This window comes from Campylobacter sp. RM12640, assembly GCF_020137595.1.
In the GTDB taxonomy this organism is placed as follows: Bacteria; Campylobacterota; Campylobacteria; order Campylobacterales; family Campylobacteraceae; genus Campylobacter_E.
On the sequence record NZ_JACGAU010000011.1, the window covers coordinates 18,004 to 32,006 of the forward strand.

At 26.5% G+C, this 14,003-nt stretch carries 15 protein-coding genes; 2 read left to right on the top strand and 13 right to left on the bottom strand.

Features of this window, described 5'->3' with window-relative positions:
- Positions 1–2 precede the first annotated feature (2 nt).
- From AVBRAN12640_RS05505 to prfB, 7 genes are read right to left on the bottom strand one after another with little or no spacing between them, the layout of a single operon-like run.
- Positions 3–893, bottom strand: a complete 891-nt coding sequence (locus AVBRAN12640_RS05505) for an aldolase/citrate lyase family protein (RefSeq protein WP_214118078.1) — start codon at positions 891–893, stop codon at positions 3–5.
- Positions 887–1,177, bottom strand: a complete 291-nt coding sequence (citD, locus tag AVBRAN12640_RS05510; RefSeq protein WP_239802947.1) for a citrate lyase acyl carrier protein — start codon at positions 1,175–1,177, stop codon at positions 887–889. Before citD ends, AVBRAN12640_RS05505 begins: the two co-directional genes overlap by 7 nt.
- Before the next feature lie 56 nt (positions 1,178–1,233).
- Positions 1,234–2,232 carry a [citrate (pro-3S)-lyase] ligase gene (citC, locus tag AVBRAN12640_RS05515; protein WP_336608887.1) on the bottom strand — a complete coding sequence of 333 codons (999 nt, stop codon included), beginning with the start codon at positions 2,230–2,232 and terminating at the stop codon, positions 1,234–1,236.
- A complete protein-coding gene (locus AVBRAN12640_RS05520; RefSeq protein WP_214119891.1) occupies positions 2,232–3,143 on the bottom strand; it encodes an SDR family NAD(P)-dependent oxidoreductase in 912 nt (303 codons plus the stop codon). Before AVBRAN12640_RS05520 ends, citC begins: the two co-directional genes overlap by 1 nt.
- 9 nt (positions 3,144–3,152) lie before the next feature.
- On the bottom strand, positions 3,153–3,953 hold the full coding sequence (locus AVBRAN12640_RS05525) for a DnaJ domain-containing protein (RefSeq protein WP_275591982.1): 801 nt from the start codon (positions 3,951–3,953) through the stop codon (positions 3,153–3,155).
- Positions 3,950–4,417 carry a TM2 domain-containing protein gene (locus tag AVBRAN12640_RS05530; RefSeq protein ID WP_336608886.1) on the bottom strand — a complete coding sequence of 156 codons (468 nt, stop codon included), beginning with the start codon at positions 4,415–4,417 and terminating at the stop codon, positions 3,950–3,952. Before AVBRAN12640_RS05530 ends, AVBRAN12640_RS05525 begins: the two co-directional genes overlap by 4 nt.
- A 27-nt stretch (positions 4,418–4,444) precedes the next feature.
- Positions 4,445–5,551 carry a peptide chain release factor 2 gene (prfB, locus tag AVBRAN12640_RS05535; protein WP_239802950.1) on the bottom strand — a complete coding sequence of 369 codons (1,107 nt, stop codon included), beginning with the start codon at positions 5,549–5,551 and terminating at the stop codon, positions 4,445–4,447.
- A gap of 80 nt (positions 5,552–5,631) precedes the next feature.
- On the opposite strand from prfB, the gene rimO reads away from it, so the two are divergent.
- A complete protein-coding gene (rimO, locus tag AVBRAN12640_RS05540; RefSeq protein WP_214118089.1) occupies positions 5,632–6,945 on the top strand; it encodes a 30S ribosomal protein S12 methylthiotransferase RimO in 1,314 nt (437 codons plus the stop codon).
- Positions 6,935–7,933, top strand: coding sequence for a tRNA lysidine(34) synthetase TilS (gene tilS / locus AVBRAN12640_RS05545; protein WP_336608885.1), 999 nt, complete (start codon positions 6,935–6,937; stop codon positions 7,931–7,933). The genes rimO and tilS overlap by 11 nt, the downstream gene beginning before the upstream one ends.
- Before the next feature lie 206 nt (positions 7,934–8,139).
- On the opposite strand, the gene AVBRAN12640_RS05550 is transcribed toward tilS, so the two are convergent.
- From AVBRAN12640_RS05550 to AVBRAN12640_RS05575, 6 genes are all read right to left on the bottom strand, one after another.
- The gene (locus tag AVBRAN12640_RS05550; RefSeq protein WP_336608884.1) at positions 8,140–8,286 is read right to left on the bottom strand and encodes a hypothetical protein; all 147 of its coding nucleotides are present in this window, start codon (positions 8,284–8,286) and stop codon (positions 8,140–8,142) included.
- A 47-nt stretch (positions 8,287–8,333) separates the two neighbouring features.
- Complete coding sequence (locus AVBRAN12640_RS05555) at positions 8,334–9,959, bottom strand: BspA family leucine-rich repeat surface protein (protein WP_336608883.1); 1,626 nt, start codon at positions 9,957–9,959, stop codon at positions 8,334–8,336.
- Positions 9,956–10,156: a hypothetical protein gene (locus tag AVBRAN12640_RS05560; RefSeq protein WP_336608882.1), complete on the bottom strand. Its 201-nt coding sequence runs from the start codon at positions 10,154–10,156 to the stop codon at positions 9,956–9,958. The genes AVBRAN12640_RS05555 and AVBRAN12640_RS05560 overlap by 4 nt, the downstream gene beginning before the upstream one ends.
- Before the next feature lie 10 nt (positions 10,157–10,166).
- Positions 10,167–10,820, bottom strand: a complete 654-nt coding sequence (locus AVBRAN12640_RS05565; RefSeq protein ID WP_336608881.1) for a BspA family leucine-rich repeat surface protein — start codon at positions 10,818–10,820, stop codon at positions 10,167–10,169.
- 10 nt (positions 10,821–10,830) lie between these two features.
- On the bottom strand, positions 10,831–12,237 hold the full coding sequence (locus tag AVBRAN12640_RS05570) for a BspA family leucine-rich repeat surface protein (RefSeq protein WP_336608880.1): 1,407 nt from the start codon (positions 12,235–12,237) through the stop codon (positions 10,831–10,833).
- A 113-nt stretch (positions 12,238–12,350) separates the two neighbouring features.
- Positions 12,351–13,973 carry a hypothetical protein gene (locus tag AVBRAN12640_RS05575; protein ID WP_336608879.1) on the bottom strand — a complete coding sequence of 541 codons (1,623 nt, stop codon included), beginning with the start codon at positions 13,971–13,973 and terminating at the stop codon, positions 12,351–12,353.
- Between the last annotated feature and the right edge of the window lie 30 nt (positions 13,974–14,003).

Genomic DNA, 14,003 nt, shown 5'->3' on the forward strand with positions numbered 1-14,003 from the left:
AATCATTCTCCTTTATAAAGACCACTAGCTTTAGCTAATTCAAGCACTCTTAAAGCTCTAATAATAATTGGACCATCTACCATTTTGCCATCAACTGCAATTACACCTATGCTATTTTTTTCCGCTTCTTTAGCTGCATTTACTACTTTTAAAGCGTCTATTATTTCTTTTTCTTTTGGAGTATAAATATCATGAACTATTTTGATTTGACTTGGATGAACTACTGATTTGCCATCAAAACCTAAGTCTTTTATAAATTGCACTTCTTCAGCAAATGCAACTTTATCTTTTATATTTGAAAAAACAGTGTCAAAACAATATAAATTATTGCTTCTTGCTGCGTGAATTATCTGCTCTCTTGCATAATAAAGCTCCATTGCGTGTTTGCTTCTAGTTGTTTTTAAATTCGTTACATAATCTTCAGCTCCAAGAGCAATCCCCATTAATCTATCACTTGCCTTTGCAATCTCACAAGCATTAATAACCCCAGTAGCACTCTCAATTGCTGCTAGAATTAAAGTTTTTTTAGGACGATTTAGTTTATGCTCAACTTCGCTTATTAACTCATCTACTTCTTTAACTTCGTTTGCATTATCAGTCTTTGGAAGTCTTATAACATCAACTCCAGCACTAACCATAGCTATTACATCATCTCTTCCGTAAGGAGAATTTAAAGCATTTATTCTTACAACAACTTCAGTTGAACCATAATTAATCTTTTTAAGAGTTTCATAAGTTAGCATTCTAGCCGCATCTTTTGCTGAAATACTTACTGCATCTTCTAAGTCAATCATAATAGAATCACTTCCATAAATATGTGCGTCTATTAATTTTGCAGGTGCATTTCCGGGCAAGAACATCATACTTCTTCTAAGTCTATCTTTATTTAGCATAATTCACTCTCCCAATCATAATCTTTTAAACTAGCTCTAAAAATAGCAGTTTTTAATCTCGCACGAATTACTAAATCAAGCGCTCCTTTATCTTCTATTTTTATTGTTACATTTTTAATATCATATTCATCTAATACTTCATTAACGCTAGCTAATATTTGTTCTCCAAATTGTTTATAAACACTAGAATTTAATTCAATTTTCCTTCCCACATTAGCAGGACTTACACTAATTAAAACATCGCCTGATTCTAATGAACCAGCACTTGCAATAGTTGTAATCATCAAATCTCCTAATTAATTAAATTTTTTAAGTTTTCTTTTATTATTACAAAGATAACTTAATTTTTAGTTATTAAATTGTTTTTTAAATACTCATAAGTTGAATTAGCACAAAGGGATTTTAACTCCTTATTATTTAAATAATCCTTATCATTTAAAATAATTTTTCTAATCCTACTTGCACTTATTACTTTTTTATTCATTCTAGCTCTACTGATTTCATAGAATTTGATTTTAAATTCTTTTAAAATTTCTTTTGCTTTTTGGTTGTAATCTTTTGTTATTTTATCTTTTGGTTCTGTCCCAAAAAATCTCATATTTATCCCTAAAATAGGTGCTATTTTTGTAGCAAATAATGTAATATCAAGCCTTGAATAAATCTCATTAACATTAGCATTATCCTTTAAAAAATATGTAGGAAAAGTAGCTTTTGAAATAATATAATTTTTACTTTCGTGAATTATTATATTTTTATAATCTTTTAATTCATTTCTTACAATCTCAAGCCTTGCTTTTGTATTAAACATACTTAAATCTTCGCTTAAAATAAATATATGCAAGATTTCGCAGTGCTTTAAGGCTTTTTGAATTAAATATAAATGCCCTTTACTCATAGGATTTAAATTCATTACAATTGAGCCAATTTTTTTTGCTCTTTTATAATGTTTAACTAGTTCAAATTTATAATTTTCATAATTTAACTTTGTGTTTTCAAATAACGCAACATCTTTTGTAAGACATAATAAATAAAGCCCTAAACTCTCAAATACTTTTACATTACAAGGCTTTGTAAATATAAAATATTCATTTATATTTAATTCTCTTAATTTATCTGCAATTTGAGTTAGTAAAGTAGCACTAAAATTATTACCTTGTAAAGATTTATCAATTGCTATACATTTTACAATATTACCGCTTATACAAGCACTTGCTTTAATCTCTTCATTTTCTTCATAAACTAAAGCATATTCTATATCTTCATCGCATCTTAAATCAAATCTTTTTAAAAATAATTCTAATTTTTCTCTTTCATAAGCTAATAATAAATATCTAAACATTAAAACCTAGCTTCGTGTTCTAATTGATTTTTGCAAATATCTTCTATTGAATACTCTAATTCATATTTTAATAAATTACAAGACTTAATTTTATCGCAATGGTCATTTTTTAAAGCTATTGTTATATCTATTTCTTTTTTGCTTAACTTTTCTACTAATTTGATTAGATTTTCTACACTTATACTTTCTTTGCTAGCTATTGTAGTGCATATATTTTCTTTGGTTGTATAAAGCTCGCTAGCTACTTTTAAATTAATATTAACAATATCATCAATATGTGCGAAATGATAATTCTCATCATAGTTAAAATCACGACCTAATTCAGACTTACCGCAAGCAATTCTTGTGATATTTTTAATAATTGAATAATGTTCAAATTCTCCTAAAAATATCTTAGAATAATACCCTGCAATATTGCAATATCTTAAAATTGCATAAGAAAAATCAGGATTGCTTCTAGCATAATCTTGTATCATATTTTCAGCTAAGATTTTTGTCTTAACATAAGCATCACAGGTATTTTCCAATCCTACATTAGCAAATATACTTGATGGATATATTAAAGTCTTAACTTTAAATTTTTTCATAGCTTTTAATAATTTAAAAAGATTTATGATATTGTTTTCATAAAAAGTTAGATTATCTTTTTTACTAAAATTCTCATTGCTAGTTGCTGCAAAATGAAATACCATATCAATTTTAAATCTTGACATTACATCTTCTAAAGCTTCGCTATTTGAAATATCAACTTCATAAAAATCAACTTCATAATATTTTTTTATATTTTTTATAGCTTTTTTGTTTTTACCGCTTAAATTATCAATTCCAATTACCTTATGCCCAGCTTCTAAAAATCCAGATGCAGTGGCTGAGCCAATATATCCTGCAACACCTGTTATTAAAACTACCACTTTACTTCCTTAACTTAATTTTTGTTTTAAAATCTCATAAGCTTCATTAATCTCATGAAATTTCTCTATCCCTGCTCTTAGCTCGCTTTCGCTAAGATTTTTTGTGTTTAACACATCAGGATGATATTTTTTAGCAAGTCTTCTATATGCTGCTTTTACTTCAACTAAACTAGCATTAGGACTTAATTCTAAAACCTCATAAGGGTCTTTTTTAATTTTATTATTATTTTGTTTGTTATTGTTACCAAAATTTATAAATTGTGCAAATTCTTGTGTAACGCCAAAAATCTCTGCAATTTCTTTTAACGCAAAAATCTTTTTTTCACTAAAACCATCAATACTCGCACAATAAAGCAAACTTTGCATAATATTAAGCTTTTCATTTTTGCTTAAAATAAAATTATTTTTAAGCTCTTGTGCAACTATTCTATAATTTTCTGGATTTTCTTTAGCTTCTTTAAAAACCTTTTTTAATCTCTCACGCTCAACTAAATTATAAGAATTATTATCTAGTATTAATTTTATAAATTCAGCTTCTTTAGGCGAAATTACTCCATCAAGTTTAGCTATTTTTGCAATAAGCGCGACTAGGTATTCAGCATATCCGCCTTTCATTTTAGTAAATTGATTATTTAAAATATTTCCTTTAAAAAATAAAGGTAATAAAATTGCTCCAATAAGCCCTAAAATCGCTGTTAAAATAGTCCCTAATATTATCGCAAAAAACGATATTATGGTTCTAATAATACCCTTACCTGTAATAAATCCTATAATTGCTAAAATTATTATTAATAATAAAAATATATTCAATTTTCTTCCTTTATAACACTTAAAATCTTTTGGAAATTATCCTTTTTTATCCCACGATAGACTAAAAACCAATCTAATATAACCCAAATAATAAATATAAACCATATTAAAATAAAAGAAAAAGCAACTATATTTAAATATATTTTTGATTGCAAAATAAATGGAGGTGGCGGTGCATCAGGTCCAGAATAAAAAAGCATTGCAAGTGGAATATGTAAAACAAATAATAAACAAAAATGAGAAATAAAAAACAAAATAAACTTAATAAATCCTAAAAATCCATCTCCTTTATAAAATCTATCAGCTCCTAAAATACCAAAAAATATCCCTAATATTAGTCCTATTTTTGGTTCTTTTAGTTTTATTTCACTAAGCTTATTTATATCAATTTGCTTATCTTCTAAGCTAAGCAAATTGATATATTTAATTTTGTTATTTAAAAATAGTTTTTGGGCTGTATCCACGATAATCCTTTATGTTTATCACAATAATCAATCTTCGCTGCTATCCTTTTGAGCAATTAATACACCTTCTATCATTTTTTTAATATCACCATCAAGTATCGCATCAACTTGGCTAAATGCTTCATTACTTCTAGCGTCTTTTACTTGCTGATAAGGAGCTAAAACATACGAGCGAATTTGATGCCCGAAACTATTTTCGCCAACTCCCCCTGTATCTTTTCCATCGTTTAATTTCTCCATTTCAAGTTCATATAATCTTGAACGAAGCATTTTATAAGCTGTGGCTTTGTTTTTGTGCTGACTTCTATCGTTTTGGCATTGCACTACAATTCCTGTTGGAATATGAGTAATTCTTACCGCACTTTCTGTTTTATTTACATGCTGACCACCTGCACCACTTGCTCTATAATAATCAATTCTTATATCTTTTTCTTCAATTTCAATTTCTATATCATCATCAATTTCAGGTGCAACGATTACACTACAAAAACTCGTATGGCGTCTAGCATTGCTATCAAATGGGCTAATTCTTACAAGTCTATGAACTCCGTGTTCAGCCTTAAAATACCCATAAGCATTAAGCCCACGAGCAACAAAGCTAACATCTTTTATCCCTGCTTCATCGCCTTCTTGATAATCTAGTGTTTCAACTTTAAAGCCTTCTCTTTCACAAAATCTCAAATACATTCTATAAACAATACTCGCCCAATCATTACTCTCCGTTCCACCTGCTCCTGGGTGAATATTAATAATTGCGTTTTTAGTATCGTTTTCTCCACTTAAAAGCATTGATATTTCAAGACTTTTAATAGTTTCTTCTAAATTAGGACTATCTATAAATAAAGCTTCTAAAGTCTCATAATCATTTTCTTTCACCGCAAGTTCAAACAACTCGCTAGTGCCTACTAATTCACTATTTGCAATTTCATATTTTGATACTAATTGATTTAATTTAGTTTTTTCTTTACCAAGCTCGGCTGCTCTTTTTGCATCAGCCCATAATGCTGGGTCTTCTTGCTCTTTTTCTATTTCTTTTATTCTTTCTTTTGCCTCGTTTGGTTTGATTATTTTTTCTATATTGTCAAGTTTTATTTGTAATTCTTTTAATAATTCACTAAATTCATAATTATCCAAATTTTGCTCCGTAGTTGTATTTTAAAGGCAAATCTTAGCTAAAATTTATTAAGATAATAGCTTTTTTAAAAGGAATTTAAATGAAATTATTTTTACAAAGTTTAGGCTGTAATAAAAACTTAGTTGATAGTGAAATTATGCTAGGTCGCTTAAAAGAATATGAAATTACTAATGAAGCAAGTGAAGCTGATGTATTGATAGTAAATACTTGTGGCTTTATAAAAAGTGCAAAAATTGAAAGTATTAATGCTATTTTAGAACTACACGAAATTAGAAAAAAAGGCTCAATTTTAGTAGTAACTGGCTGCTTAATGCAAAGATATAAAGATGAATTAGTTAAAGAATTACCCGAAGTTGATTTATTTGCAGGAGTTAGCGAATATGCAAAAATTGATGAATTAATAGCAAGTCGTGAAAGTAGATTTAGAGATTTTGTATATTTACAAGACGCAAATACTCAAAGAGTAATAACAGGCTCAAATACTCACGCTTATATAAAAATCGCTGAAGGTTGCAATCAAACCTGTAGCTTTTGTGCTATTCCTACATTTAAAGGCAAGTTAAAATCTCGTCCAATAGATGATGTAGTAGCTGAAGTTAAAGGCTTAGTTGCTAGGGGATTTTATGATTTTTCATTCATTGCTCAAGATACAAGCTCTTATTTAAAAGACTTAAAAATTAGCGATGGCTTAGAGAATTTAATTTCAGAAATTGAAAAAATTGAAGGCATAAAGGCTGCTAGAATTTTATACCTATACCCAAGCTCAATTAAGCCTAGTTTAATCACTAAAATAATTAATTCAAAAGTATTTGTGAATTATTTTGATATGCCACTTCAACACTCAAGCGATAAATTATTAAAAATTATGAAGCGTGGCTATGATAAGGCTAAGGCTATTAGCTTTTTAGAGCAAATGAGAGCAGCTCCTAATAGCTTTTTAAGAACTGGTTTTATCGTAGGACACCCAGGAGAAAGTGAAGAAGATTTTGAAGATTTATGCGAGTTTATTAAAGAATTTGATTTTGATAGAATTAGCGTATTTGCTTATTCAAAAGAAGAAGATACCGCCGCTTACTCAATGCAACAAATCAATGCAAATACTATTAAAAGTAGGCTAAAAAAGATTGAAAAAATCGTAGATGCTAAAATCAATGCAAGTTTTGAAAAAATGCTAAATCAAGAAATAATCGCAAGTTGTTTAGGAGAATCTAGCGAAGGCGAGTTTTTTATAGGTGCTAAGCCGCTTTTATTTGATAGAGATATAGATGGAGAAATCTTAATAAATGAAAGTGAGATAGGAGAGCTAAAAGTGGGTGATTTAATAGTTTGTAAAATCACTCAAGTGCATGAAAAAACACTAATAGCAACTGCAATTAGACGCTATGAGAATTGAATATTTAGAAGAGCTAAAAGGTAAAAAAAACCTTTTAGCATTTTCACACGGGACTGATAGCACGGCACTTTTTTATGCACTTTTAGAGCTTTGTGAGTTTGATTTATGCCTTGTAAATTATCAGACTAGAATTAATTCAAATAACGAAGAGCAAAGCGCTATAAAATTAGCAAAAGCTCATAATAAAAAAATCTTTACTAAAAAAGTAAATCTTGATAATAATAATTTTGAAAGTAATGCTAGAAAATATAGATATGACTTTTTTGATGAATTAATGCAAGATTATGATAATTTGATAGTAGCTCATAATTTAAATGATAGGTTTGAGTGGTTTTTAATGCAAATTATAAAAGGTGCAGGATTATGCAATCTATTGGGTTTTAACGGGATTGATACAAGGAAAAATTATAAAATAATTCGCCCATTAATTAATACTAGCAAAGATGAAATTATGCTGTATTTAAATGAGAATAATTATGGATATTTTCAAGATGAAAGTAATTTTAATACCAAATATAAAAGAAACGAAATTAGATTAAATTATGCAAATGATTTTGTAAAACACTACGCAAATGGCATAAGAAATACTTTAAAATATTTAGAATTTGATAAGAGTAAAATATGTAAAGATAGCTTGGTTTATAAAGGAATTTATTTTTGTAAAGATGAAAATTCTTTAGATAAAGCTATTAAAAAACTAGGTTTTGTAAGCTCATCAAAGCAAAAATTAGAGCTAAAAAACCAGCTAAATAAAAACAACGAAGCCGAGCTTTATTTTAGGACTGATTGTGTTTGTGTTTGCTTTTATAAAGGATTTTTTATGGTTTTTTTAAAGGCTATTACAAAGCTTAGTAAAGAGCAAAAAGACGCTTATAGACTAGCAAAAGTGCCAAAAAATCTTAGATTTTTCCTAGCGTTAAATAATATAAAACTAAATGAATTAATAAATCTTACAAAAAACCTAAAATCAACTCATAATAATTATTGATATTTGATTTTAGGAATTTTTTTATGTAAAGATTAAATATTTAAGATAATGATTTAATACTTAATTTGCTGATTTTATAGTAATTTTTACTAAAACCAATAACTACAATTTTAATCATTTTTAAAATATAAATAAAAATATTTAATTTACTTCAAGCGAATTTGTTGTTTTATAGTAACTCTTCTTTATTTTTAAATTATATTTTTTCATAAAATCTCCTTGCGTTTTACTAAAGCTATATCAAATGTATTAGCTCTTTCATAACAAACACTATATTTAGGGCATTTAGGTGGTGGTAAATCATTTGCACTTAGGCAATCGCTTTTATGAATTACCCACCACTGAATACCCACAACTTTTACAAATAAACTTACTTGGCTTTGGTGTTATTGACATTTTGCTATTTTAAAAAATGTAAAAATTCTGTTTCAATTTCTACTTGTTGTGCTATACCTATACTACTGTATTCTTTATTATTATTTCTCTTACAATATTCTGTGTAAAACGTAGGTAATTGTTCTAATTTTTTACAACCATCAAAAATATTAATCATAGAATCAACTTTATAGATAGTAAATTTTAAAATTTGATTAAAGTTTTTACAATTATAAAACATAGAACTCATATTTTTAACTTTTAAAGTTTTAAAATTTAAAGCTTGATTAAAATCTTCGCAATCATAGAACATACAAGCCATATCAGTTACATTTGAAGTATTGAAATTTAAAGGCTGATTAAATTTCTTGCAAGTTCTAAACATATTACGCATACTAAGAGTATTTGAAGTATCAAAGTCTAATGGTTGATTAAAATTCTTACAATCAGAAAACATATAACCCATATCTATAACTTTTTCGGTGTTGAAATTTAAAGGCTGATTAAACTGAAAACATCTGTTAAATAAACTATTCATATTAGTTACATTTGAAGTATCAAAATTTAGTGGTTGATTAAAGTTTTCACATCCTGCTAACATAGAAAACATATTAGTTACATTTGAAGTATCAAAATTTAGTGGTTGATTAAATTTTTTGCAATTATTAAACATAAAACTCATATCTTTCACATTTGTAGTATTAAAATTCACAACTTGATTAAATTTAATACAACCACTAAATAAACTACTCATATTTGCTATATTTGAAGTATCAAAGTTTAAAGTTTTATTAAAGTTTTCACAATCAAAAAACATATAACTAATATCTGTAACTTTTGAAATATCAAAGTATAAAGCCTGATTAAATTTCTTGCAACCGCCAAACATACCACTCATATTTGTAACTTTTGAAGTATCGAAGTCTAATGGTTGATTAAAGTTTTTGCACCCTACTAGCATACAACTCATATCAATTACATTTGAAGTATCAAAGTCTAATGGTTGATTAAATTTTTTACAATTATTAAACATAAAACTCATATCAATTACATTTGAAGTATAAAAGTTTATAACTTGATTAAATTTAATACAACCACTAAATAAACTACGCATATTTACTATATTTGAAGTATCAAAATTTAATTGTTGATTAAAATTCTTACAAGCAAAAAACATATAACTGATATTTTGAGCTTTTGAGGTATCAAAATCTAGTGGTTGATTAAAATTTTTACAATTAGCAAACATATAGCTCATATTTGTAACTTTTGAAGTATTAAAGTTTAAAGCTTGATTAAAATTAATACAATCTATAAACATCCCATACATTGTAATTACATTTGAAGTATTAAAGTTTAAAGCTTGATTAAATTGCTTACAACCATAAAACATATAGCTCATATCAACTACATTTGAAGTGTCAAAAATTAAATATTGGTCAAAATCTTTACAATTAAAAAACATAGCACTCATATTAGTTACATTACTTGTATCCCATTCATTTATCCCACTAAAGTCTTTTCTATTACTTTTATAAAATAATTCACTCATATCAGTAATTAAACTCGTATCAATATCGCCTAGATAAATATCATTATCTCTTACTAAGTTTTGTAATTCTTCTTTTGTGGTAGGCTTATATTTTTTCATAAAATCTCCTTTAATTTTGCTAAAGCTATATCAAATGTATTAGCTCTTTTTCTGTCATAACAAACACTATTTTTACATTTAGGGCATTTAGATGGTGGTAAATCATTTGCACTTAGGCAATCGCTTTTATGAATTATCACCACTGAATACCCACAATCTTTACAAATAAATTTACTTGGCTTTGGTGTTATTGGCATTTATACTCCTTCATCCTTCAAACCCATTCTTTAATTCTTCATATCTTTTTTGCTTTTCATCCATATAATCAGTATAAAATTTAGGCTCTTGTTCTAAATTATCACAAAACAAAAACATATCATCTAAATTAAAAGCACTTGAAGTATCAAAATCTAACATTTGATTAAAACTTTTACATTCTAAAAACATAAAATCCATATTTTTTACATTTTTTGTATCAAACTCTAGCATTTGATTAAATCTATAGCATCCTTTAAACATATAGCTCATATCTTTAACCTTTAAAGTATTAAAATTTAAAGCCTGATTAAAATTTTTACAACTATCAAACATATTCCCCATATCTTCTACATTACAAGTATTAAAATCAATTGTTTTATTAAAACGCTCGCAAAAAGCAAACATATAGCTCATATTAACAACACTTGAAGTATCAAAACTCAAAGCTTCATTAAAATATTTGCAATTAAAAAACATAGCACTCATATTAGTAACATTACTAGTATTCCATTCATTTATCCCGCTAAAGTCTTTTCTAATGTTATTTTCAAACAATTCACTCATATCAGTGATTAAGCTAGTATCAATATCTCCTAAATTGACACTCTCATCTCTTACTAACTCTTGCAATTCTTCTTTATTTTTTGGCTTATATTTTTTCATAAAATCTCCTTTAGTTTTTAATCTTAAGTCTTATATTTGTAGGCTTAAGTCTTTTGCAAGCGTAAAAGATACCATTACCAACAAGCACATTTGAAATATCAAACTCGATTAATTTATTTAAGCGTTCGCAACCTAAAAACATATCATTCATATTAGTAACATTGCTAGTGTCCCAATTAAGCTTTTTATTAAAATATTTACAACCTAAAAACATATCATTCATATTAGTAACATTGCTAGTGTCCCAATTTTCTATACCATCAAAATTAATTCTTTCACTACCTTCAAATAGACCACTCATATCAGTTATTAAGCTAGTATCAATATTAGCTAACGATACTCTGTCGTCTTTAATTAGTTCTCTTAATTCATCTTTAGTTTTTGGTTTAAAGCGCTTTTTAGATATAGCTTCGTTTAGTAGTATTTGTTGTCTATCTAGTATTTCATAATAAAAAATATTATTCCTTGCAATATTTTTTTGCTGTTCTAAAGCATTGATTAAAAGATCTACATCAAAATCAAAATCTTTATCTTCAAAATCTTTCCAAGTTTCTTCAAGTCTAGTAATGCTTTCTTTTGTAGCATTTAATAAATATTCAAGCTCTAATCTTTGTAATGTTTGTATTTTAAGCTCAGTATCAAGCCTAGAAATATAATTAGAAATTTTTATTAATTGATTTTTATCTTCTAAAACTAATAGCTTATAAATACTTTCATTTAGCCAAGTATCATCATCTAGCATACGATTTATAAGGCTTAAATCTGTTATTATGTGATCATAATTTATATTTTTGATTTCTTTAAAGCGATTTTGTAATTTATATTTTATGCTTTCTTTAAGCTCGTTTTCTTTGTTTTCTAGATTTTGTTCAATGATTTTTATATATTGCTCACAATCGTTACATTTAATAATAATTTCATCATTTAAACTGCCATCGTTATTAAATAAAGAAAAATCACAAATATTAAAATATTCTAAAAATACTTTGATTAATTCATCTTTAGAGCCTTGGTTATCATAATATTTATCTAATTCTTTTCTTAATTCATATAATTTAATTCTGCTTTGATTATTTTTATCTTCTAAATACTCATAAATAGCAAGGCAAACGCAAAAAATATCATTATAATCTTTTGTATTAAAGTCGGTTTTAAACCACAGATTATGATATTTAGCTGCTAAAGTGTCTTGTTTAAGCACTTCTTTTATATCTTTACTTTGATTAATACTAAAATAAAAATATCCAGCCGAATTATCTAAATCATTTTTAATCTTTTGAAGTGTTTCATTGTCTTTAAAATTTTCTAGCATTTCATTTATTAAATGATTTAATAAATAACTCTTCATTCTTAAATAATCTCTACCTTTTTCAGCTTTTTTATAGATTTTTTTAATTATTTCATCATTATCTTTCATAGTATCTCCTTTAAAAATTTGCTATATCATAGCAAAAGCATAGTCTCAAATATGTCCATATAAAAGAATTTGAAATTCCTATTTCAAATTCTTTTTATTTATTATGTTGTCAATTAGCACCAAGGTTTATCGCTGTCTAAAAAATTAACAAATTCATTATTTGTCCTAAAAAGACCCCTGACACCATAAATTTCTCCTAATTTGCATATATTGTCATTTGCTACTTTGTAATTGCTAGAAGATAAGGATGTTACTAAATCGTTAAAACACAAATCGCTTTTAGTAGATAAGTTACTTATATAATTATCTAAATATTTTTCAAGTGATTTTCTATTTTCTATCATTTTTGGCATGACTTCATTAAATAAAGCCTCTACTTCTTCTCTTCTTTTTTTTGCTACATCAGCTTTTGCGCAAATTGCTAAAAAACCATTAATTGCTAAATCTAAACTTTGAACAAATGTAGCAACTCCTACGGAACAGATTAAAATAGATATAGCAATAGCTAGTGTATTACCTACGTAAATACTTAATTTTTGTTCTAAAGCAATTCCAAAACCAACTATTATTGCAGAAAATAAGCTTTTTAAGATTATTCTTATTAATTCTGAATAAGTTTTAATTTGCCCTTTAATAAACTGATAAATTGCATTATAAACAGACTTAGCGCTATTTCTCAAATTTGTCCAAATAGTTTTTAAATTACCTCCAATTGCTTTTAAGTATTGAGAAATAATGATCATAAGCGTATCAACTACTCCGTAACTAGCACCTTTTACAAAATTATCTGAACCAACTTCATAAACTCTTTTTAAAATTCTTTTAATTCTAATTGAAAAATCTTCATGATTTTTTAAAATAAATTCATCTTTTAATTCATAAACACTTCCACTAGCAAAAACATTAAGTATTGCGGTATAAGAATTACTAAATCCTGTTTCTAAAACATTTACTCCTGCGGTTTTAGCTTGCATTATATAGCTTTCTTTTAAGGCACTCTCTCCATCAGTATAACCAGTTTTGTCATCTATTTTATCACTATACCCTGCATTATTTCTATCTTGACCTTTGATAAGTTGTTTAAATTTATCTTCTTTTACTTTTAACTTATATAAATTTTCTTTTTGGTTTTTATTTTGTTTATTTGCTTTTTCTCTTGATTTTTCAATTTCTTGTTCAGCTCTCTTGTATGTTTCTTCATCAACTCTCACTTTAATGCCTGCTTTAAAATACTTATCATAACTCTTGGAAAAAATACTATCACTAATAGCTTTTAATTGTTCCTTTTTAACAATATTACCATTTTTATCAATTCCTACTATGTCTACTAAAGTATGATTTGTTTTAGCATATTCATCAAGTTTTAAGTTATTTGAAATACTATTGATTTCCTTATCACTATAATTAGCTCTTATAGTATCGCTAAATTTAAAATTTTTTTCATTGTTAAGTTTTCTTATTTCATCAAGTTCATCTGTAGTAAAAACCCTAGTTTTATCATTATTATAAGCATTTTTAATATTTTCAAAACCTACTTCATAAGTCTCAAACATCTGTCCAAAACCATTTGGATTTTTTCCATGCTGTTCTACTGTTTTTTGCATATATGTTGTGAGTTTTGAGCTTTCAACATAAGCAGCGTAAGAATTTACGTTAAAAATATTTAACCCAAATCTAGATAAGCTTTGAGTTTCTAATTCTTGCATTAATTCATCAAAAAATATATTCTGTGTCATTTCAATCCCTTTAAAATAAAACTATTAAAC